19 protein-coding genes are annotated in these 24,307 nt (G+C 24.4%); 7 read left to right on the top strand and 12 right to left on the bottom strand.

Features of this window, described 5'->3' with window-relative positions; genetic code table 11:
- Positions 1-30: 30 nt before the first annotated feature.
- The 5 genes from Q0087_RS08345 to Q0087_RS08325 form a co-directional block, all read right to left on the bottom strand.
- Positions 31-162 (bottom strand): hypothetical protein, encoded by a 132-nt coding sequence (locus Q0087_RS08345; protein WP_297899399.1) that lies wholly within the window; start codon positions 160-162, stop codon positions 31-33.
- On the bottom strand, positions 140-802 hold the full coding sequence (locus Q0087_RS08340) for a hypothetical protein (RefSeq protein ID WP_297899398.1): 663 nt from the start codon (positions 800-802) through the stop codon (positions 140-142). The genes Q0087_RS08345 and Q0087_RS08340 overlap by 23 nt, the downstream gene beginning before the upstream one ends.
- Before the next feature lie 131 nt (positions 803-933).
- Entirely contained in the window at positions 934-1,557 is a 624-nt protein-coding gene (locus tag Q0087_RS08335) for a DUF6891 domain-containing protein (protein WP_297899396.1), read from the bottom strand.
- A gap of 208 nt (positions 1,558-1,765) precedes the next feature.
- Positions 1,766-2,449, bottom strand: a complete 684-nt coding sequence (locus Q0087_RS08330) for a DUF6882 domain-containing protein (RefSeq protein WP_297899395.1) — start codon at positions 2,447-2,449, stop codon at positions 1,766-1,768.
- A gap of 90 nt (positions 2,450-2,539) precedes the next feature.
- Positions 2,540-2,926, bottom strand: a complete 387-nt coding sequence (locus Q0087_RS08325) for a TipAS antibiotic-recognition domain-containing protein (RefSeq protein ID WP_297899393.1) — start codon at positions 2,924-2,926, stop codon at positions 2,540-2,542.
- A gap of 613 nt (positions 2,927-3,539) precedes the next feature.
- On the opposite strand from Q0087_RS08325, the gene Q0087_RS08320 reads away from it, so the two are divergent.
- Positions 3,540-4,085: a flavodoxin family protein gene (locus Q0087_RS08320; protein ID WP_297899391.1), complete on the top strand. Its 546-nt coding sequence runs from the start codon at positions 3,540-3,542 to the stop codon at positions 4,083-4,085.
- A gap of 209 nt (positions 4,086-4,294) precedes the next feature.
- On the opposite strand, the gene Q0087_RS08315 is transcribed toward Q0087_RS08320, so the two are convergent.
- Positions 4,295-5,896 (bottom strand): FAD-dependent oxidoreductase, encoded by a 1,602-nt coding sequence (locus Q0087_RS08315; RefSeq protein ID WP_297899389.1) that lies wholly within the window; start codon positions 5,894-5,896, stop codon positions 4,295-4,297.
- 190 nt (positions 5,897-6,086) lie between these two features.
- Entirely contained in the window at positions 6,087-7,322 is a 1,236-nt protein-coding gene (locus tag Q0087_RS08310; RefSeq protein WP_297899387.1) for an LL-diaminopimelate aminotransferase, read from the bottom strand.
- 871 nt (positions 7,323-8,193) lie between these two features.
- Between Q0087_RS08310 and Q0087_RS08305 the strand changes: the two genes are divergently transcribed.
- Complete coding sequence (locus Q0087_RS08305) at positions 8,194-9,228, top strand: hypothetical protein (protein ID WP_297899385.1); 1,035 nt, start codon at positions 8,194-8,196, stop codon at positions 9,226-9,228.
- Between the two features lie 363 nt (positions 9,229-9,591).
- Entirely contained in the window at positions 9,592-9,801 is a 210-nt protein-coding gene (locus Q0087_RS08300; RefSeq protein ID WP_297899383.1) for a KTSC domain-containing protein, read from the top strand.
- 193 nt (positions 9,802-9,994) lie between these two features.
- On the opposite strand, the gene Q0087_RS08295 is transcribed toward Q0087_RS08300, so the two are convergent.
- Entirely contained in the window at positions 9,995-11,680 is a 1,686-nt protein-coding gene (locus tag Q0087_RS08295) for a glutamate--tRNA ligase (RefSeq protein ID WP_297899433.1), read from the bottom strand.
- A 604-nt stretch (positions 11,681-12,284) separates the two neighbouring features.
- Between Q0087_RS08295 and Q0087_RS08290 the strand changes: the two genes are divergently transcribed.
- Positions 12,285-12,569, top strand: coding sequence for a hypothetical protein (locus Q0087_RS08290; protein WP_297899381.1), 285 nt, complete (start codon positions 12,285-12,287; stop codon positions 12,567-12,569).
- A gap of 159 nt (positions 12,570-12,728) precedes the next feature.
- Here Q0087_RS08290 and Q0087_RS08285 read toward each other — a convergent pair whose 3' ends face one another.
- Positions 12,729-14,435, bottom strand: coding sequence for a right-handed parallel beta-helix repeat-containing protein (locus Q0087_RS08285; RefSeq protein WP_297899379.1), 1,707 nt, complete (start codon positions 14,433-14,435; stop codon positions 12,729-12,731).
- Positions 14,436-15,085: 650 nt separating this feature from the next.
- On the opposite strand from Q0087_RS08285, the gene Q0087_RS08280 reads away from it, so the two are divergent.
- The gene (locus Q0087_RS08280; protein WP_297899376.1) at positions 15,086-16,876 is read left to right on the top strand and encodes a right-handed parallel beta-helix repeat-containing protein; all 1,791 of its coding nucleotides are present in this window, start codon (positions 15,086-15,088) and stop codon (positions 16,874-16,876) included.
- 169 nt (positions 16,877-17,045) lie between these two features.
- A complete protein-coding gene (locus tag Q0087_RS08275; protein WP_297899373.1) occupies positions 17,046-17,891 on the top strand; it encodes a class I SAM-dependent methyltransferase in 846 nt (281 codons plus the stop codon).
- A 241-nt stretch (positions 17,892-18,132) separates the two neighbouring features.
- On the opposite strand, the gene Q0087_RS08270 is transcribed toward Q0087_RS08275, so the two are convergent.
- The 3 genes from Q0087_RS08270 to Q0087_RS08260 form a co-directional block, all read right to left on the bottom strand.
- On the bottom strand, positions 18,133-19,308 hold the full coding sequence (locus Q0087_RS08270; RefSeq protein WP_297899371.1) for a choloylglycine hydrolase family protein: 1,176 nt from the start codon (positions 19,306-19,308) through the stop codon (positions 18,133-18,135).
- A 362-nt stretch (positions 19,309-19,670) separates the two neighbouring features.
- A complete protein-coding gene (locus tag Q0087_RS08265) occupies positions 19,671-20,738 on the bottom strand; it encodes an ABC transporter substrate-binding protein (protein WP_297899369.1) in 1,068 nt (355 codons plus the stop codon).
- A gap of 168 nt (positions 20,739-20,906) precedes the next feature.
- On the bottom strand, positions 20,907-21,737 hold the full coding sequence (locus Q0087_RS08260; protein ID WP_297899368.1) for a class I SAM-dependent methyltransferase: 831 nt from the start codon (positions 21,735-21,737) through the stop codon (positions 20,907-20,909).
- A 765-nt stretch (positions 21,738-22,502) separates the two neighbouring features.
- On the opposite strand from Q0087_RS08260, the gene Q0087_RS08255 reads away from it, so the two are divergent.
- Positions 22,503-24,242 carry a right-handed parallel beta-helix repeat-containing protein gene (locus Q0087_RS08255; RefSeq protein ID WP_297899367.1) on the top strand — a complete coding sequence of 580 codons (1,740 nt, stop codon included), beginning with the start codon at positions 22,503-22,505 and terminating at the stop codon, positions 24,240-24,242.
- The last annotated feature ends 65 nt before the right edge of the window (positions 24,243-24,307 follow it).

Raw genomic sequence — 24,307 nt, 5'->3', positions numbered from 1 at the left:
TATATAAACTCCTTTAAAATATGAAAAATATTAGGAAATATTTCTCAAAATCTCTTCAACTAAAATATCCGTATTTTTAACTCCTCCAATGCTAATTTTAACAGTACCTTTATTTATTTTAAAAAAAATATCCTTAAAATTATATCCATGAAAATATTTCACAAGCAGGATCATACTCATATTCATGTTTAGTCTTTTTTGATTTCCAATAATCAACCCAATAAATCCACCATTGATTGGAAAGTTTCTTAATATCTAAATCATTTAATGATTCAAAATCATTAAAAAAATTGATTTGATTAGCTCCACAAGCAATAGCGATATCTTCAAGAATAAAAACTAGCAAAAAATCAACATCTATATTGTTATTAATATTATTAGTATTAATATCGTTATCATTATTACTAATATTAGTATTATAATCCCCAATATCGTCTAATAAATTGTAGTGATGCTTATAATCATTAAAAGCTTCTTTTAAAATAATAAAGTTCTGAAATTTCAATCCATTTTCAGCTATTTTATAAGAAAAATCATTTGCAAATAATACACTATCTTTAATATCTTTTATATTTAAAAAATCCAAATCTTTAGAATCATTATAAAAAATAGTAAAAAAAGGATTATCTGCTAATCGAATAGTTATTTCACTAGAATGTTTAGAATGCTTTTCTAAAGTTGATTTATATAATTGAACATCTTCAAAATCTAATTGTATAGAATCATGAGATGTTTCTATCCATGTCCAACTTCCTGCTGATGAAATAGCATCTTCCATTAATTTTAATGTTTTTTGTTTCATATTCTAACACAATTTAAATTTTTTTTTGTTTCATATCCCAATAAAGCTTAATATTCAAATAAATATATGATTTCTATCCATATTTATAGAATTAATTACAACTTTTATCCATATTTATAGAATTATTGTGTCTATTTGTTATTATCCAGATAAGATTTAAAAGCTCCTTCCATTTCATAGAAATTATCATCAAAAGCTTTTTTCCAGTAAAATGGGTTAATTTCAATTCTTGTATTGATATTTTCATCCCATTTAATTGAAAATCCATTATCTTTAAATATTTTAGCTATTTTTTTACCAATAGCTAATGATCTTTCTTTATTATTTGAAAAATCCCCAAAAGCAATATTTAATAAATTGTAATTAATAGCTATTTCTATATCTTGAAAATTATAAAAACAGAATCCAATTGGATCCATATTTTTTGTTTGAAGATGATGAAACACCTCAAAAGCATCATGGACTCCTTCATCAATAGTAAAACCAGCATTATGGATAGCTATTATGTTTTCTTTATTAATCAGTTTAAAACACTTAGAAAGTGCATCGAAATCAGTTGGTTTTTCCCAATCAGATTCTTTAGCTATTTTTTCATCATATTTATCCATTATTATATTATTAATTATATCCAGTGATATATCTTCATCAATAAATTGTTCCTCTATAATTTCAAGGATCTCATCAGGCAAATAGAATCCAGAATCAATTAATGTTAAGATTTCATAATTTATTTCTTCAATTAACTCTTTATTCATAAAATTACTCCAAAATACTATAAAACCCATTATTTGAATATAATACTTAAATAAATACCATATATTAAGATAATAAAATAATTAGATATAAAATAAAATACAATTAAGACAGTTATTAATATGTAAAAATATGTAGGAATATTAAAATATCAAAAAATATCTATTAAATTTAAAATAAATAGAAATAAAATTAGAGAACAGATATTAATTATCCCAACATAGTTTGAATGTGAGTCATATTGCCTCTTTCTGAAAAACCAACAATAACTCTTGATTCTCCCATTTTAGCTACTGAAAACTCATCTCTCTCTTTATATTCATATCCTCTAAGCTTTGTATAACCTTCAAATGCAAGTCTAGGTTTAACATCAAACTCTTTTTGGAATTTATTATATACTTTTATAAATCTTTCAATTGAACTATCTCTAGGTATTTTATCAGATTTAATAGTTACAAAGAGCATTACATCTCCTAATTCAACAGCATAATAGGCATCATCATTCATAATACCTGAAACAGCCATAGCTATTAAATGAGCTTCAAGCAAGTCAGCATCAAACACATCAGTAGTAAATTGGCCAATATTATATTTTTCACCAATTTTTTTAACTTCAAGTGATTCTTCTATTAAATTTTCAGGAAGATTTACATCACCATTATCCCATGCCCAATGCCATTTATTGTTTTCATTAGATAATGTCCCAATTATCTGTACAGGGAATTTTAAGTTATCTCCAAAAGAAATAGTCCCATCATCTATATTTAAATCCCCAATGTTATCTCCAATAAGTTCACCAAATCCTTCTTGCTTATCTAAAGCTAATGCTCCATATTTAGTGAATATTACTTGAAATGAATCTGAATCCTCTATTTTTATTGCTTTTTCTTTCATAGTTTATATTAATATAAATTAGTATATATAATTTAATGTTTATCTAAATCCCTTAATTTATCTAATCCAAAAAATATTCTTTTAATAAAATTAATTCTCATTATTAGTTGCAAAATATATCATGGCTTTAGATAGATAATCAGCAAGCCCTTTATTATAGTTATCAAAAAATACTATAAGATCCTCATGTTCACTATAAAGATTTGCTAATTCAATATATGATTCTTTATTAGTTGGGTTTAAAGTTCCAACTAATTTAAAGTGTTTAAGTATTAATTTTTGGACTTTTTTTGAATTATAGTCATTTTTATCCATTGAATCTGCTATTTCTTGGATTATATTATTTAAATTAGCTTGGTAATTTTCCCATTCAGGACCACTCATTTTTTTAAGCTTTTTATCTGCTTTTCTAAATGATTTTTTACCATATCTATTTATTGTATCTTTTTTATATCTTTTTTTACCATCTTCTGTCATTCCATCAAATAGGTCTTTATCTGAAACTATTGTAATTCCCCCTAATATTTAAATATTTAAATATAGGAATTTCCTAAATATATGAGTTTAATATGTATCTACCTTAATTTATTTTTGGAATAATTAATTCTAATATTTCTTAATCTAATATTTGTTAATATATTAATTTATTATTTATAATAACTAATTCTAATATTTCTTAATCTAATATTCTAATATATCAATTTATTATTTATTATAACTAATTATAATATTTCTTAATCTAATATTTGTTAATATATTAATTTATTATTTATAATAACTAATTCTAATATTTCTTAATTTAATATTTTAATATATAAATATTTTATAAAAAAATTTTAATATAATATCAACAATAAAGCAATTAATACAAATTTTATTAAAAAGCTGGAAATATTAAAAATAATAATATTTTTCTAGATTATTAATATATAATAATAAAATATATAATCCAATTTATACAAAATTATAAATGTAAAATTTATATATAATGCTTAATTTATATAATGTTTAATATTTAATTTAATAGTCGATATTAAATTTTTAATTTTTAGTTTTTAATTAATTCTAAATTTAATTTAGGGGTGATTATATGAAAATTATAGGTTTTTCAGGAAGTCCAAATAAGGAAGGAAGTACAAATACAATAATTAATAAGATACTTAATATAGCTGAGGAGAACGATAACGAAACAGCTTTTTTCTCTTTGAATAATTTAAATATAAATCCATGCCAAGCTTGTGGTTATTGTAAAGAAAACGAAAGTTGTGATTTGGATGATGATATAAATAAGGTCCATAAAGAAATCGAAGATGCTGATTATATTATTATTGGATCTCCAATTTACTTTGGTGAAGTTACAGCACAAACTAAATTATTCACTGATAGATTTTATGGCATATATAACAATGAAAATAGAAGTGTTGATGGAAAAAAAGTCATCTTAGTATATACTCAAGGAAATCCTGATCCTAAAACTTATGAAGAGTATACTAAAGGTCAAAGAAACTTCTTATATGAATTTATGAATTTTGATGTTGTAAATACATTAGTTGTTGGTGGAATTCATTCAAAAGAAGACTTAATACAACAAGAAAAAATAATGAAAGAAGTTGAAAATATTGCAATGCGTATTTAAGAATTAAAATAAAATTAAATAGATTAATTCTTAATTACCTAAAAATTGATAATCAAATTTATATTCCAATTATATTTTTATCTATTTTTATAATTTCTATCTATTTCTATCTATTTCTATAATTTCTATCTATTTCTATCTATTTTTATAAATTTTATCTATTTCTATCTATTTTATATAGTAAAATGTTTTTAATTTTAAAAATTTAGTTAAATGTAAGATTTTAAATTATAAACAGCAGGTCCATGAATTACTTCTCCATCAAAACTAAATCTTGATCCAAATAATGGACATTCCCATGATTTTTCCGCTGTATTCCAAACTAAAGTACAACCACTATGTGTAGACTTGGATTCTACTCCATAAAAATTAGAATCAATATCCTTGTAAATAGCTATTGAATGATTTCCAATATTAACTATTTTAGCTTCATCATAATTTAGTTTTAATAAATATTCAGATAATAATCTTGATTCTTCCTCATTTAACTCTTTAAAATTAGAAAAATTATTTATAATATCTTTTTTGAATGAATTAACATATTTCTCAATGTTTTTAGAACTATTTTTGTTTTTAAACCGTTTAGGATCAAAAACATTGATATATTCATCTATTTCTAAATCTTCGTCTATTTTTGTTTCTATCCTATTTTTATCTAGTTTATTTAATATCAACTGAGATATAATATTAGCAGAAATAGTTCCAGTAGTCATTCCCCAACTACCAAACCCAGTAGCTATATAAACACCATTGTGAGATGTTTCTCCAATTAAAGGAACTCCATCTTCAGTACTATTATCTTGATTAGACCAAAAATATTCAATATCTCTTGTATCAAAAACATCTTCAATATAATTATTCAATTGTTTATAACATTCCCAAGTATCTTTAGCTTCACCTACAGCATGATGTTCACCACCCACTATAAGCATCTCACCTTTTTCTGTATTAGTTGTCCTATAAGAATGAAATGGATTAACATCAACAAACATACTTGAATTATTATTCTTATTAGTATAAATCCCCATTATATATGATTTATTTTGATACATAAAATTACATACAGAATCTGGGTCATATATTGGAGAATTAGTAGCTATAACTACAAAATTAGCTAATAAATCCCCTTTATTAGTATGAACTATTTTTATGTCATCATAATCCTCAATAGAAATATTTTTTTTAGATTCAACATCTTCAACATTTATGGCTTTTGTTTTTTCAAATACAAATGAACCTTCTCCTTCAATACAATCTACTAAATGGTTTAAATATTTTTTAGGATGAAATTCTGCTTGATTTTCATGTAATATACCTAATCCTTTGTGAGGATAAGGTAAGTCATCAGTTAATTGAGCAGGAATACCAAGTTCATTTAAAGAATTATATTCATTTTCTATTAGATAAAAAGAATCTTCATTAGAAGAGTATAAATATAATGGAGACATTTTATAATCACATTGAATTTTAAACTCTTTAACAATATTTTGAATCGTTTGAAAAGCATCAATATTAGCTTTATAAAATTTTAAAGCAAATTTATCCCCAAAATTTGATTTAATATTGCTATATATTAAGCTAGAGGTAGTTGTGATTTTAGCTGTTGTTCCAGCTGTAACATCCCCAACTATACGATTAGCTTCAATTAAAGCAACTTTAAACCCCTGATTTTTTAAAATAAAAGCAGTTGTTATTCCAGCTATTCCCCCACCAATTATAGCTACATCAACTGCAACATCTTCTTTGAGAGAAGGGAATTTTGTTCTTTCTGCACTGTCTAACCAGTAAGATATGTGTTTTCCATTAAACAAAATATCATTTCCTTATTAAAAAAATTGATTAATGCTCTTGAATAAAAATAAAACAAAAAATAAACAAATCAAATTTTAAAAATAATATATTCTTAAAACAATAATTAAAAAATATAAATAAAGAATATGAAAAAATAATAAATAAAAAATTATTCAATAAATAAAAATTTTTATATTGAAATTAAAAGATCTAAAAAGACAATTCAGAAATTCTCTTCATAGCATCTTTTGTATTTTCTAATGTATTAAATGCAGTTAACCTTAGGTAACCTTCACCACTTGGACCAAAACCTGCACCAGGAGTTCCAACTACATTTGCTTCATTAAGAAGAAGATCAAAGAAGTCCCAAGAATCCATATTATTAGGAGTTTTAACCCAAATATAAGGAGAGTTTATTCCACCATAAACAGTAAGCCCAATATCATTTAAACTTTCACGTATTATCTTTGAATTATTCATATAATAATCAATATTTGCCAATATTTCCTCTTTTCCATCTTTTGTAAAAGTAGCTTCAGCAGCTTTTTGAACAGGATAAGAAACACCATTAAATTTTGTAGTTTGTCTTCTATTCCAAAGTTCATTAATAGACTGAGGATTACCTTCATTATCTACAGCTTTAAGTTCTTTTGGAACAATGGTATAAGCACACCTAGTTCCGGTGAACCCTGCAGTTTTTGAAAAACTTCTAAATTCAATAGCTACTTCTTTAGCACCATCAATTTCATATATACTGTGAGGAACATCATCTTCAGTTATGAATTTCTCATAAGCAGCATCAAATAATATTATAGAATCATTTTCCCTTGCATAATTAACAAATTTAGCTAACTGTTCTTTATTAAGTGTAGTACCAGTAGGGTTATTAGGGAAACATAGATATATTATATCTACCTTTTCATCAGGTAATTCTGGAACGAAGTCATTTTCTTGGATACATGGTAAGTAGACTAATCCTTCATACATACCATCATCTTTAATAGGGCCACTTCGACCAGCCATTACATTAGTATCTACATAAACAGGGTAAACAGGATCAGTTACAGCAATTTTATTATTTAAACCAAATATTTCTTGAATATTACCAGTATCACACTTTGATCCATCACTAATAAAAACTTCATCTAAATCTAAGTCAATACCCCTTGGTTCAAATTCATTTTTTATAATTGCTTCAGCTAAAAAAGAATAACCTTGCTCTGGGCCATAGCCCATAAATGTTTCTTCATTACCCATTTCAGATACAGCGTTTTTAAAAGCATCTAAAACAGTGGGAGTTAAAGGTTTTGTTACATCTCCTATACCCATTCGAATTATATTAATTTCTGGGTTATTTTTCTGGAATTCATCTACTCTTCTTGCAATTTCGATGAAGAGATAGCTATTTTGTAATAAAAGATAATTTTCATTAATTTTTACGCTCATAAATTGTCCACCATTATACAGTATAATGTTTAATTTAATATTATTTATTAATTTTACTATTAAGACCTATTTTATAAATAAAATCAAAATGATTGGTTATAATATTATCTAAAAAATATCACTAATTAATAGAGAATAATAAATATTTATAAAAAGTATCTAATAAGTTTTTTTATAAAATAAATCTAAAATAAGATTAAATATTAAATTTTTTATAAAATATCCTAAAAATAATAATTTTATTATAATAAGATATTAATATAAAAAGATTTATTATTAATCAGATGAAAATTATAATTAATTTTAAAATAAAGCAAAAATATAAGGAAAATAAGAATTATACATAAAAATCATGATAAGTAAAATCATCATGAATGAAATTCATAAATAAAATTATAAAAAATGAAATGTATAAATAAAATAAATAAAATTAATGAATAAATGAAATCATTAATAAATAAATATCACATAAATAAAACAAAACAAATAAATGAATATTATATAAATAATTATTATATATATTAACTAAATACTTATGAAATAATGTATAATTTTTATAAAATAATATCTAATTTAATTATATTATATAAATTAATTTTATCTTATATAAAAATAATATAAGGCATATAAATAGCTAATAAAAAGCTAATATAGTGATAATATAATTATAATATAGAAATAGCTATTTAATAATTATTAAAATAATGTATATATTTTAATTCATTAAAAATTTAATTAAGATAGTACTTTAATTAATAATACTTTATTTAATTTATTAATTAGTATATTTTAATTTATATTATATAATTTAATTATATAGATAGTTTTATAATTATGCTAAAAATTAATAAAATATAAATCGATGATGAAAATGAATCCAATAACATTTCCAATAATTGTTACAATAATAGTGATTGGGGCAATAGCTATTATATTAGTTAAATTATTGTATAAAGATAGAAAAACTTCAGATCTTTCAGATGATCTCCCCCCAATAGTTGATAAACATTGGCGAGATCCTTTTAAAGAAGATATGCCAGAGGAAAAAGAAGAATCAGAAAATTATAGCTTTGTGAGTAAGTCTTGGGAAGAACCAATGAAACAAAAAAAAGAACTGAAAAATGGAGTAGCAAGCAAAGTATTTCAAGAACCTATGCATGTAAAACACCAAGACATTATTAATGAGTATAATAATGAGAATTATGATAATCTAGATAATAGTTTTGAAAAAGATAATTTATATAATTTAAATAGTTCTGAAAACTTAGAAAATGAATTTAGTGATATTGATAGATTTGATGATAATGTTAATCTTGAAGAAAAGGATGATGGGAGTTTTAGTATAACCTCAAATGAATCAATTCCAGTAGAATCAAAGCCTATGAATAATAGCTATATTGTTCCAGAAGAAAACTATCCTCCTACAAATGATCTAAAAAATAGTTATGAAGAAATTGATAATAATGAAAATAATGTAAGTTATAAAAGTCTTGATGACTATCAAAAAGCTAAATACCCTATTAATGAAAATACTGATAATTATAATAATGAGCATAATAATAAATATACTGATGAACATGCTAATAATTATAGCAAGAGCTATGAAAGTGATAAAAATTATTCAGATTCCAATCAAAATGAGGAAAAATCTTCAAAATCTGGAATAGATAATCCCTATGGATATAAAGATGATGATTTAGATAATGAAGGATTGTTTAACATGAGTGAACAGATATTTATTGGTGGCAACTATTATAATATAAAAGTAGGGGACGAAATAATATTTAATTATAATGGTGAAAGCTATTCTAGTAAGATATTAGAAATAAAACATGAAAATATTAGGGTAAAATATAGGGCTCAAGAAAAGTGGATAAGTTTTTCTGATGTTAAAAAGGTATTCTAAACAAAATATAAACTATTTTAAAAATTAGATATTATATTATACTTCAGATTCAATTATTATTTTTCAAATAAATCATATTAAAAGATTTTTTTATTAAAAATATTATTTTATTAAAGATATTATTTTATTAAAAATATTATTTTATTAAAAATATCCTTATTGGACTTATTATATTTCTAGAAACTAATATATAATCCATAAATTAGGTTATTTTTAATAATTATTTTTAGCATATTTATTTAATTTATAAATTTATATAGAATAATCCCAAAGATAAATTTAAAATTTATTAATAATTTCCAAAAAAAATAAATAAAACCAATTACATATATATTATTAACTTAATAATGGGGGTGATGAGTTATGGATAGAATTCCCGTTAATTCAAAAAATCTTGCTTCGGTAGGATATGACCCTATAACACAAACATTAGAAATAGAGTTTCTTAATAAAAAGATTTATCACTTTTATGGGGTTTCTAATTCCGACCATGAAGATTTATTATCTGCTGATTCCCATGAAACATACTTCAGCAATAATATTAAGGACAAATATCCATATAAAAAACTTTAAATAATAGAGAATGATGGATTTATACACATTTCTCTATTAATTTTATTTTTAAATATTTATATATTGATTTTTAATAATTTATAAAAAAAATTATTAAAAAAATTAATTAAAAAATTAATTAAAAAATTAGCTAAAAAATTAGCTAAAAAAATTATTAAAAAAATTAATTAAAAAATAATATATAACCATATTCTTATTTATGAGCAAAATAGAAGATTAATTCATTATCAAGAATTTCATCTAGTCTTGCAAAGCCAAATCTTTCAAATTGTACAATATCTCCAACTTCGAGGTTTTTACAATCAGATTCACAAAGACCTTCTACTGTTGATGCATCATCCATGACTATTTTTGCTTTAATACAATCATCAGCTGGGACCCATTGAATAATTCTAGCTTTTAATTCTCTTGCTTCTTCAAAGGACTTACTATTATATATAATATCATCCTTATCAATGATATCAATATTGACTGCATCCATTAACCTAGTGATACCTTTATTTAAGTCATTATCAGATATAAATACTTTTCCATTGAAAATAAGCTTTCTATTACCTCTTTTCAAATGATCTGGGTGGAGTGGTCTTTCAATAATCTCTTCCTTAACCATATCATTATTTAAATCTTTAATATCGACTTTTTTAGGATTTGGAACAAAAAAATAACGATTAGCAATTTCTTCTAAAATATTTCTATTTAAACCATAAATTTTTTTCCAACTAATTGCAGAATCAGACATTTTTACGCCAATTTCAACCATTAAATCATGAATTGTTTTACTTTGAATCCCTCTTCGAGCTATTGCCCTTAAAGTTCCAAGACGAGGGTCATCCCACCCATCATAAACTCCTTCTTCAATTCCAGCCAAAGCTTTTGAAGTACTGAGTGCAATATCTTCCATTTTAAGTCTTCCATAGTGTATAAACTCTGGAACATCCCATCCCATATGTTCATAAAGATATTTTTGTTTTTCACTATTAGCTAAATGATCCTTACCCCTTAAAACATGAGACATGCCCATTAAATGATCATCAATAGCAACTGAAAAATTCATCATTGGATATATCTTATATTTTGTACCTATTCTAGGATGTTCCTCTTCAACAATCCTCATTGCAACCCAATCACGAATAGCAGGATTTTTATGTTTTATGTCTGTTTTAACACGAAGTACTGCTTGGCCAGCTCCCATTTGAGGAAATTCTTTCCAAAGTTCCATATTTTCCTCAGGAGATTTAGATCTACAAGGACAAGGTTCACATGCATCTTTAAGCTTTTTAAAATCCCCACCATCACATTGACACATATATGCAGCCCCAATTTCAATTAATTTTTCTGCATATTCATAATAGACCGGAAATCTGTCACTTTGATAGTAAATTTCATCAACTTTTATGTCTAACCATTTTAAGTCGTCTTGAATCATATCATATGCAGGAGGATATATTCTTTTTGGATCAGTATCTTCAATACGAAGAATTAATTTTCCATCATATCTTTCAGTATATTCCCCATTAGGTATTGCTGCTCTTGCATGACCAATATGTAAAGGACCACTTGGATTAGGAGCAAAACGCATTACAACTCCTTTATGAGAACCAGGCAAATCTGCCAATCCTTTTTCTTTATCTTTTACATTAGACTCATTATTAATTTCAAGCCCTAAATTAACCATTTCAAGCTTTTGATCTTCTTCAGCCATCTCGTTAACTTTTGCAACGATTTTACCAGATATAGGACCTATTTTTTTTGCATCTTTTCTTAAATCTGGTTCACTACTCATAATAGCCCCCATAACAGCGCCAGGGTTAGCATTTCCATTATGTTTGACTGCATTTAAAATTGCATATTTATAAATTATTTTTTCTAAATCACTCATTTCCAAAATATCCATATAATCACTTGTAAAATTAATTATTCAATTAACCAAATAAAATCTAAATATAACAGACATATAATCCCAAATATAAACTATAATCTAATCCCAAATATAAACTATAATCTAATCCCAAATATAAACCTAAATAGCAAAATACTAAATTATAATAAAACTAATTATACTTAATGGATTAATTTAAAGTTTATACTATCTTGAAACATTATTGAATTTTAAAATTATTAATAATAAGGATTATAAAATTATAATGAATTTTAATAATTATAATAATAAAAATTGTACAATAAGAAAAATTATTTATTATAAATTTTATTGAATTATATTATAATTTATAGATTAACAAGATATAAATAGTTAATATAAAATTAAGATATTTAATTTTATAATAATTTTATAATATAATTATCATGAAGCAAAAATAAAGTAAAAAGAAGGATAAAAAAGAATAATTAAAAATAATAAAACAGTGCCAAAAATAATATTTATAATAATAAAAAAATTAAGCAAAATTAGGAATAAAAATATAAAATAAGAATAACAATATTATATTATAAAGATATTATACCCCAAATTATGAGGAGATAAGATGTCAGACGAAAAAAAGGTTTTGAAACATATAAAGAAAAAAATAGACAAATATAGTGAAAAAGACAAAAAAATTTCGATTATTAACAAATTAAATATTGAAATACCTTCCTTTTATCAAGAAGATGATGGCACCATAGAAGTATCCTCAAAATCTATGAAAATAAAAGATGAAGATATTACTTATGAAATATTTAACAATGGAATAATATTAAAAATCGAAGAAAGAACAAAAAAAGCTTATGGGGCTACAAATAATAAGCCACACTGTAATCCAAATATATAAAATAATATTATAAAAAATCATGAGATATCAATAAGGGATTTTAAACTCTAAAATAATGTTAAAATCTGAGATAAATTAATTAAAACAAAAATAGATAAGAAGCTAGATAAAAAATAAATAAGAATCTAGATAAAAAATAGATAAGAATCTAGATAAAAATCATTTATCAGAACTTCTTAAGAAATTAAAATCATTTCTAAATTTTTGAAATACATATCCGATTACAATAGTTAAAAATAGTATAATAGTAATTATTAATATAATACTATTATTTTCATTTATTTTATAATTATTGTCTTCCATTTGTATTTCTTTAGCAGCTACTGTTTTAGTTGCACTATCATAAGTGCCACCACTAGATGAACCACCAATATTTGAATTAGAATTTTTAGTATTTTTTAATCCTGAATTTCCTTTACCATCTCCATCATTATTTCCAATACCATTACCCTCATTATTTCCATTTCGATTTCCATTTAATCCATCATTTTTATTATTACCAACAACAGTATAAGGTTCTTCATAACCCCCATTAGATAATGTAGGTAATATTTTCATAGAAAGAATATCTTTTCCAAAAGAAACAGTTAGATTATTAATATTATACCTATCCATAGAACCATTAAACGTGGCCATTCCGTTTATTACTTGTGATGTCTGTACTGCTTTACCATTAAGATAGAAGGTAACTGGAAAAGAAGCCAATCCACTGACGATTGAGTTGCCATCATAGAATATTAGCTGATAACCATTGGCAGTCTTTTGAAAATAGGCTTTAATCAATGAAGAATCAACCCTATGACAAAGCTGTGTCTTTTCTGGATCATTACTTCCAAGCCAATTAGCTCCAATATGAACTAAATCCCCATCAGATGGAGCCCTTATAGAAAATTGAGAGTTATCAGTGATCGAATTCTTACTTATATCTACATCAGAATCATCAAAATTAAAATTGTGGCCAAATAGGATACCTACCCCATAAGGCAAATCATCATCAACATCAATACCTTGATAATCATTATTATTTATATAATTTGACCTAATAACATCATTTTTAGAATTAGAATTTAAATAGATGCCTCTTGTAGATTTAGAAATATTATTTTTTGTAATATATGTTTTTTCAGTTGCACCATTAAGTTCAATACCATGTAAAGCGTTATTTCTAATTTCATTATTACTAATGTTAGATTTTAACGTATTTTCAACACTAATCCCATTATTATTGTTATTAACATTATTATCCACTATAATTGTATTATTTGATGAAACAATGTTTATACCTTTTTTTTTATTATTATAAATCTTATTTTTTTTGATATTAACTTTATCTGACTTTTCAACATTTACTCCCACATAATTATTAGTTATATTATTATTAAATGAAGTAACATTCTTTGAAGATTCAATAGAAATTCCACTCTTAGAAGCATTAGATATTTTATTATTATAAATGTTAATATTAGAAGTATTATGAATTGTTATCCCATGATCCTTTGCAATTATGTTGAAACCTTTTATAGAAGATCCTTCACTTCCTTCTTTAAAATAAAAGGCAGATGAATCCGAATTTCCATCGGAACTAGAACAGCCATAAATTTTAGTTTCAACATTACTTATTATTGTTAATGTTTTACTAATAACAAGAGATATATTATTATAATTTGAACCAGAAAAGATTATTCTACTTCCAGAAACAGCATTATTAATAATATTTTGAATTTCATTATTATCTAACCCTGAAGCAATATTATAATCCTTAGCATAAGTGAAATTGTTATTGAAAATTATACTCCCATTTATTAAGAAAATAAATATCATTGAAAAGATTATTAAATTTAATATCTTATTATCTTCAATTTTCATCTTACCTATATCTTCTTAAATTATTCTTAAACTAAACATAAAATTCATTAATATGAGTTCTAATAAAAGAATTATGATTAATTTTTAAATTACAAATATCGTGAAAATTAATATTTATAATTATTTTTATTTAATATACTTTCAGATATAGCTATTTAACTATTGTTATATAAGCCATATTCATTTTAATCTTACCACATCCATTATAGGTTAATTATATAAAAATTATTACTAAATTTATTATGCATATATAAATGTAAGTTAGGTGAATATATATACATTTCGATTAAAATTATATTTTTTAAAACTGTTTAATTTATCTAAAAATAATTAATTAACTATTTTAAATTAATTAAACAATTTTAATCTATTTTTATAAAATATTAAAATTAAGTAGTAAACCTTATATATAAGTAAGAATTTAATACGATATGTAATAATATACATATAATAATTTAAAAATTATTACTTATTACAAAAAATTTTAATGGAATGTTCATTGGCATAAAATAAAACTTTAAAGTAATTATAGAATTTGTATAATATTATAAATTCATAAAATTTTATAAATTCATATAATTTCAAAACCTTTGAAACTATCCATTATAATCATAAGTAAAAAATTAATATAGAATAGGAGTCTAAAAAAAATGACAAAAAAAATAAAATACCTCTTAAATATTTCTATATTCCTTATGGTTCTATTGTCAGTAGCTACAATTGCTGCTGAAGATGTAAATGGAGCTAAAGTCATAGATATTGATGATGGTATGACTAATGATCAGATTCAAGCCAAAATTGATGATCCAAACACACAAAATGGAGATACTCTAAATTTTAAAGGTTCAAATTACAATGGCATTAATCTGGTTGTAAACAAAACTTTAAACTTTGTTTCAACAGTAAATGGTGGAACCACAATTAATACTGTAGAAAATCAAAGTTATCTATCAAACACCGTGAAAAATCTGAATAGTACTTACGGTGTGGGCAGTGGAACAAATAATATCAATAGTACTGTAGCTGCTTTTTATTTACTGCAAGGTAGTCAAAATAGTTCAATAACAGGATTTAACTTTAAAAGTACAATATTTAATCCTGGAAATTCAACATCTAGAAGTTTTTCACATATTCTAGTCATAGGGACTTCTAATGTAGATATAATAAAAAATAATTTTGATGGTTCTGGAGTTCCAATAGCTATTGCAAACTCACAAAATGTCCTAGTTGAAGAGAATAATATTACTAACAGTTCATATTATGCAATTAATGTTAGAGAAGATGCTTCTGGAATAAATAACATCATAAATAAAAATAATGTTATAAATGGTTATGATGGAATTTCTGTACAATGTTCAAATACATTAGTCAGTAATAATTATGTTTACAACATGGCAGATAATGGATTTGGAATATGGCATTCAGGATCCAATTCTACTTTGATTAATAATACTGCAAATTCATTTAAATATGGAGTATTTGTTAAACATGGTGGAGGAGGAGACTTCATAATAAACAATACATGGATAAATGCAAGTAGCTGGGCTGTTGAACTTCAAGGAACAAATACTCAAATTATTAACAATACTTTTTATAATATGAGTACAGCTATTTATCAATATGCAAAAGGAGCTTCCTATTACTTATCTGGAAATATTTTCAACAATGTGACTGTTAAATTTGCTTTAAGAGATTCAATATTAAATGGAAGTTATGTTAACACTAGTAGTGCTATTCCTAACGAAACCGTCTATAATGGAGCAAATATAAGCATCTCATCAAAAATATCACAATCCTCAATAGTTAATGGGAAAACTGTGACATATACTATTTTATTATCAAATAATGGAGATCTTGCAGGTAAAGATATAAGAATATCTGACATAGTCCCAGTTGGTTCTAAAATAATATCTTATCAAGCTTCAAGAGGAACATTTGCAAATGGAACATGGAATCTTGAAACATTAGGTGCTGATGGAGATGCCATACTAACTGTTACTGTTCAACCACTCAATAAAGGAACATACAATACCAATACCGAAGTTAGTTATGATGCTGGCGTAGAACCAATAATGAACACTACAAAAGCTAATACATTAAAATTAACAGTTAACCCCGATGTAAAACTATCCTATTCTGCTTCAACCAGCAGTAGTAAAGTTAAAGTTGGTAAAACTGCTATAATAAGTGTTAAAATTACTAACAGTGGAAAAGATAAATCTAGCCCAATAGTGATTTACAATAAATTACCAAAAGGTTTAAAAAATATTTTAGTTACTAGCAAATCCCTATTTAAATCTTCCAAATGGCAATTTAGTCCAAGTGGTCAAAAAACTATCACTCTTAAAATGAAAGTTAAAGTCACTAAAAAAGGCACATTTAAAGTTCCTATTTATGCAAATGGTAAATTAATAAAAACTATTGTAATAAAAGGAGTTTAATTAAAATAATTTTTTTTATTTTTTTTATTTATTTATTTTAAATATAATTTTAATACCAATTTTTTAATATTCATATTTATTTAATTAATATCAAATCAACAAAATTTATATATCAATATAATTTTTAAAAACTAATTTATGAAAAACCATATGAAAATGGAGTAATTTTATGGATAATAGTAAATGCATAAGTAAACTCGATTCAAATGATTGGGAAAAAGCTTGGAAAGATGAACTTGGTGAAGAGATTAAAAAAAAGAAATTTTGGACTAAAGATACTCCCAAAATTAATTTTGAAAAAATAGCTATTAAAGATGAATATCATGACAAATTAATTGAAAAATTAATTTTAGATGAAAATGATACTGTCCTCGATTTAGGATGTGGAGAAGGGGCAGTTACTACTTTAGTAGCTGAAAAAGTATCAGAAGTAGTTGGATTAGATTCCTCTGATATGATGTTAGATTTATTACAGCAAAGAATCGATCATGGCAATATTGAAAATATCCAAACAAAAAAGATGAAAATTGAGGATGCCACTGTTGATACAGTTGGAAAATTTGATATTGTTTTAGCATCCCGTTCTTTTATGGGAATACATGATATAAAAAATGTTTTAATAAATTCTAATGAAATATCTAAAAAATATGTATTTTTAGCTGTTTTTGGAAGAAGAAATTGGAGAATAGAAAAAAAATTTTATGAAAAAATTGGAAAAGATTATCCTGACTTTGCCCCACATGATTATATATTCAATATGTTAATCAATTTAGGCATCTATCCTAATATTGAACATTTTGACCTTGAGGGTAATCGAAAATATGATGACTTAGATGATGCTTTTATAAGAATGAAATGGAAAAATGAAAATCTTACAGAAGATGAAATTGATAAAATAAAACCATTTTTAAAAGAAAATCTAACACTGAATAAAGAAGATGGGATGTTAGAAAATACTCTCGATAAATCAGATTTGGTTCTAATATGGTGGAGTAAAGATAGTTATAATTGGTAAAAATTAAAAATTTTAATTTAAAAAATTTTTAGAATATAAAAAAATTTTTAGAATGTTAAAAATTATAATTAAAAAAAATATAATTAAAAAAATATAATTAAAAAAATTATAATTAAAAAAAAATTATATTTAAAAAAATTATATTTAAAAAAAATATAATTAAAAAAATTATAATTAAAAAAATTATAATTAAAAATATTAATGCTAAAAAATATTAAAATATAATTTTAATATTTATATTCTATTTACTTTTTTCAATTATATCTAAAAACTCTTTTATACTGGATATATTTTCATTTAAAAATTTTTCATCAACATTTTTTAACATTTCTTTGTTTTTACCTTCAATTTGGCCTTTTTTAGTAGTTTTAATATCATCTAAAAGCTCAATTACCTCTTTTATTGTTGTTATTGTATCATTACGATCTATTGTTCCTTCAGGAGCGTAATAAGATTGGTTTCTTTGAACTTCAAATATAACTATATCTCCATTTTCTATTAATTCATCAGTTAATTCAGCTTTTGTAATTTGATTATTTTCATATGAAGTAAAATAAAAGGACCTATTCTCTAAACACATTGCAGCTAAATATTGAGTGAAATCTTCACCTTCAGAATCTTCAATAACAATTCCTTTTGGAATACGAACTGTACTCAAAATTTGCCAGATATTTGTAACTCCTTCTTCTTCATTTTTAGCTTTATTAATATATTCTTTAAAAAAAGCTGCACGAACAAAACGATCTGCAGGAGTAAAGCTACCAGGGAGATGTGATGTTCCAGTACCCTGTGAAAAAGGTGTTGCAGTGAATTCTCCATATTTTTTTGAGCTAAATTGTTTTGGTTGGATACCTAAATAATTTCTAAGATTTTGAGTGTGCCATTCTAAATTTGGAGTATTTGTCATTACACCTACAGGATTCTCTTTAAATTTTAATTCTCCACCAGTAGGTTCGATAACAACTACTTTACCAGTTTTATCAGCGAATATATAATGTAGCGGTATTGATTTATTTAAAATTGGTACTTCTTTATCAATCAAACGAATATTTTTTAAATCTTTCTCTAAATCTTTAATTGATTTATAATTTCCTAAAACCCAATTTAAAAACTCCCATGGAGCTAAATTATTTTTCCCTTTAATTTCTTTTTTGTTGTATGATGCTTCACCAGGCAAATATAGTTCTGCCATTGCAAGACCATGCTCATTTATTCCATCAGTAAAGATATAATTTCCAGCTATTCCCCTGCCAGTTCCAAGCATTGCATATTTGTTTGTCATTTCCTTACCAAAAACATGCCAGTTATAATCTCTTGGTAAAAAAACAGGATTTCCATCTAAAGGAAATGAAAAATCCATTGTCCTTGCTAAAAAATGTTTATTATCCTCAGTTTTAGTAAAAATACTTGTACACATCGTTTCACCTTTAATATTTACATGTATTAAATATATTGCAACTAATAATATGTTATTAATACAATATATATTTTATTGACATAATTGTGTAAAAACAATTGAAACAAAAATAAAATTAGGATTTATTATAATAGCTAATAGTTAACAATTAAAATTTTTTAAAAACAATAAAAATATTAAAATACAAAAAATTCCCAACAAAAATAATAAAGAAATATTAAAAACTAAAGAAATAATGAAAAATAAATAAAAAACTAAAGAAATATTAAAAAATAAAATAAAAAAATTAAAAAATAGAATTATTCATAAACAAAAGATATAAATTTTCCTAAAAAAGATTTATAATAAAAAATCTTCAAAAGTCACATATTCTCTTCTTTTAGTCCACTGCTTTTAAGTATATTAATAACATCTTGATCACTTAAATCATAGTGATAAAATTCTTTATAAAACATTTTAACTTCAGATTTAAGATCAATATCAGAATATTTATCTGGATAAATAACTTTAGCAGTCCAAGGAATACCAATAATTATATTTGCACCCGGAGGCCTATCAAACCATTTGAAAGGAGATTGTGGAGACAAATAAACTTGTTTATTTTTAACTGCATCAATATTTGACCATTTAGAATCATTATAGACTTTTGCATAGAAATCAGGACTAGTAGTTATTATAACCTCCGGATTCCATTTGATAACTTGTTCTATTGATACATCAACTTGTCCAACTCCTTCTTGTAGCTGAACATCAGCAACATTCTTTCCACCAACAATATCAATCAATTGTGCATGAAGTGATCCACTAGGATCTGTCTGAAGACCTTCATCACCTTCAGCATAATAAACCTTCTTTTTCTCACTATCAGGAATAGAGCTAGAAACTTTTTCAGTTTTATCAAGATATTTATTAGTAAAATCAATTAATTTGTTAGCTTTATCTTCTACACCGAGTAATTTTCCCATAAATTCAATTGATGGAGTAATTTTAGTAACATCAGAATTATCAGTAACTCCAACAACAGGAATAGTTCCAAATTTTGTTTGCCGCTCATTTACAGTAGCTAAATCAACATCACCCATTGCCCCTTCAATTACAAGATCTGGATCAACTGCCATTATTTGTTCATAGCTACCATCTTGTCGTCCAAACCATCCCCCAATTACAGGCAAATTAAGATATTTACTATCCAAATATTTTTTTTCTATATCTGTCCACTGGTAGTTTATCCCACCTAATTTATCAGGTGCAAGCATAAAAACCATTGTAGTCATCGGAGGAGAAGTAGTTACTACATTATCCACACTACTTGGAACTGTAACTGTTCTACCGACCATGTCAGTTATAGTAATATTTCCTTCTTGAGCAATAGATGATCCTGGATTAAAATAATAAGCAACTCCAACACCAGATACTATTAATATAGCCATAATAGCAAGTATAATATTTTTATTGATCTTTACAACTCCATTAGGTAATAATTTATAATAATTTCTAAAATAATTTATAATAATATAATGTAAGATAATTTATAATAATATAATGTAAGATAATTAATATAAGATATCTAAAAATCCAGCCATCACATAATGAATTATTTACTTAATCTTCCACCACATTAAAACTATATCTGCTTTGTCTGCAGGGTTTTCTAACATTCCATCTTCTTTATTTAGTGTTAGATTTTCTTTTATAAATGGTTTTATTTTATCAATTTCATCTTCTGTAAGATTTCCCATTTTCCATTTCATCCTTATAAATGCATCTTCAATATCATCATATTTCCTATTACCAATAAGATCAAAGTTCTCAACATTTGGATAAATACCTAAACTAATCAATAAATTAAATAAATAGTCATAAGGGGCAAAGTCAGGATAATCTTTACCAATAGACTTATAAAATTTTTTCTCTAAATTCCAATTATTCCTTCCAAAAACCACTAAGAATACATACTTTTTTGCAATTTTATTAATATTAAGAATTGTATCTTTAATTTCATGAATTCCCATAAAAGATCTTGAAGCAACAATAACATCATATTCTCCAACATTATCAACAGTAGCATCTTCAATATCCATCTCTACAATATCAATATTATCAATATTATAGTGTTCAATTCTTTGTTTAAGCATATCCAGCATAACCGGTGAAGAATCAAGTGCAGTTACAGATTTTACTTTTTCTGCTATTAATGATGTTACAGCACCCTCACCACTACCTAAATCTAAAACAGTGTCTTTTTCATTTAATATTAATTTAGGAATTAATTTTTCATGATACTCATCTTTAACAGCCATTTTTTCAAAAAAAATCTTAGGAGTGTCTTTAGTCCATTTTTTTTGTCTTTTTTTAGATCCAACCTCGTTAGCCCATGCTTTTTCCCAGTCACTAGTACTAATATTTTTTACACAATCATTAGAACTCATAATATTCCCTATTTTTTATTTATTTAATATATTTATCATTTATTTAAAAAATAATTATTAATTTTAAGTTATTTAAAAGATTTAAATCTTATAATAAATTTATTGATTAACTAATTTATTGATTAATAAATTATTAATTTTAAATATAATTATAAAATAAAAACGAAATGTATCAATATACATAACATTTTACAATAATTATATTTATAACTATCTAAAACATTTAAAAACGAACAAAGAATATTTCAAAAAAGAAAAGGAATATGAATAAAAATATATATCCATAACATTGTTATTTAAAAATATTTAAAAAAATAAGTCGAAATGTATATATATTCATTACGAAATATTATAATTATACAGTTAATTATGCTAATAAACCCAGAAATTAATACCAAAAATAAATTTCTTTAAAGCTTTTTATTTTAAAATTTTTTATAATAAATTTTTTATCATAAAAATCTTTTATAATTAGATTTTTATATTAGAAATACGTTATATTAAAAATTTTATTCTTTTAAGCTATAAAAATGATTTTTATATTAAAAATATTGTAAATAGGTATCTGATTTTTTAAATAATAACTGTAAATTGATTTAAATAAGATTTATTATATTTTTTTAATTATTTTTAAGTCTTGTTAATCAAACAAATTAGTAAAAAATCAATGAAATTAGCTATAAGTATATAGTAATATTTAAAAACTAAAGCTAATTTATGATAAAAATTGGAGTTGATTAAATTAAAAATATAAAATTAAGATTAATGTTCCTTTTAGTCTTTTTTGTAGCTGTGGGAACGATGACTTCATCAGCATCTGCAGCAACAGTAAATATTGATAATGGAGCAGATTTAACTGCTATTCAAGCAGCTATTGATGGTGCAGGAATAGGAGACATAATAAGTTTTGCTACTGATGGTGTTTATAATATCGATGGTTCAATCATTATTAATAAAACATTAACAGTTTTGGGTAATGGAGCTACAATAAGTGGGGTTCAAACTGGTAACACATACATATTTAATTTAGTATCCGGTAATGGCACTCCTGAATTATACAAAGATATTTCAATATCTAATTTTACTTTAAATGCTATGTCTACAGTAAATGTAGCTAATGGAGCAAGTAATATAACTTTAGATAACTTAACCCTTAATGGAAATAATTCCAACAATGGAACTGGAATTAATACTCGTGGAGTACTTGGACTTACAATAAATAATGTTATAGCAACAAACTTCCGTGATGCTATTGGTGTTGGTGGAGGAAATAATACTGTAATAACTAACAGTAATTTCCACGACCTTGGAAGAAATGCAATGTCATTTTTCCAAAATGCAGGAAACATTTTAGTTGATAATAACAATCTTACAAATGCTCAGTATGGAATCTTCTTTGGAGGAGGAGTTAAAAATATAGTAATAAGTAACAATAACATTACTGGTATGAGTAGAATTGGATTAGGTCTAGTTAAAGCTGCTGAAAGTGCTACTATGTTAAACAATACAATTGTACATAATAACATAGGCATTGTTATTAAAGCTGGAGACACAAATCATGGAGCACCAACTCAAGTAAATGATATCTTAATAGATGGCAATAATATAAGTAACAATACATTAATGGGAATATTATTAGAAAACATTCCTGAGTCAAATATTGCAAAAGAAATTAATATAACTGATAACAACAACATAACTGCAAATGGTAATGGTTATCGTGAAGCAATGAATTGGTCCCAAAGCGAATGGAATAATGAAATAAACAATAGTTTCAACATTGTCAAAAATTACTATGTAGAAGACACCCCAATAACAGAACCTGTTCTAACAATCGCAGATACAATAAGTACTAGTGTTGTAACCAATGGAGCAAAATTAGTCTATACCATAACTGTTAAAAATAATGGAAATGGAACATCAAGCCCAATAACTGTAGATACTGGAATATTATCAAATCTTGCAAACTCTGCTGTAACCTACAAATCAATTGGAAACTTTGCTAACAACCAATGGACAATAAACAGCTTAAACGCTGGAGATACAGCATCATTAGTCCTTGAAGTAACAACCAAAAAAGCAGGAACTCAAAACATTGTTTCAACATTGAAAACTTCAACCCAAAATAATACTTCAACCAATGCAACAAAATTAACAGTAAACAAAGATATTAAATTATCTAGCAGTAACTCATTCAGTGCAAGCAAAGTAAAATTGAACAAATATTTCTATGTAACAACTACAATCAAAAATACTGGATTAGATAACTCTTCTAAATTTACTAGTAAAATAGCTACCACAAAAGGATTAAAAATAGCTGCTGTAAGTAAAAGTAGTTATGCATCCTACAACAAAAACAGTAAAACATGGACAGTTAAATCTGTTCCTTCAAAAAAGACAGTAACTCTTAAAATGAAAGTAAAAGCAACTAAAAAAGGAACTCAGAAAATAAAAGTTTCAACTAATGGTAAATCTCAAACAAAAGCTGTTAAAGTTGTTAAATAAATTTATTAAATAAATTATTATCTAAATGAGAATTTTATATTCTCATTTAATAATTTTTATTTTAA

The organism is uncultured Methanobrevibacter sp. (genome assembly GCF_937881195.1).
In the GTDB taxonomy this organism is placed as follows: Archaea; Methanobacteriota; Methanobacteria; order Methanobacteriales; family Methanobacteriaceae; genus Methanobinarius.
This window is presented reverse-complemented; position numbering and strand designations above follow the sequence as displayed.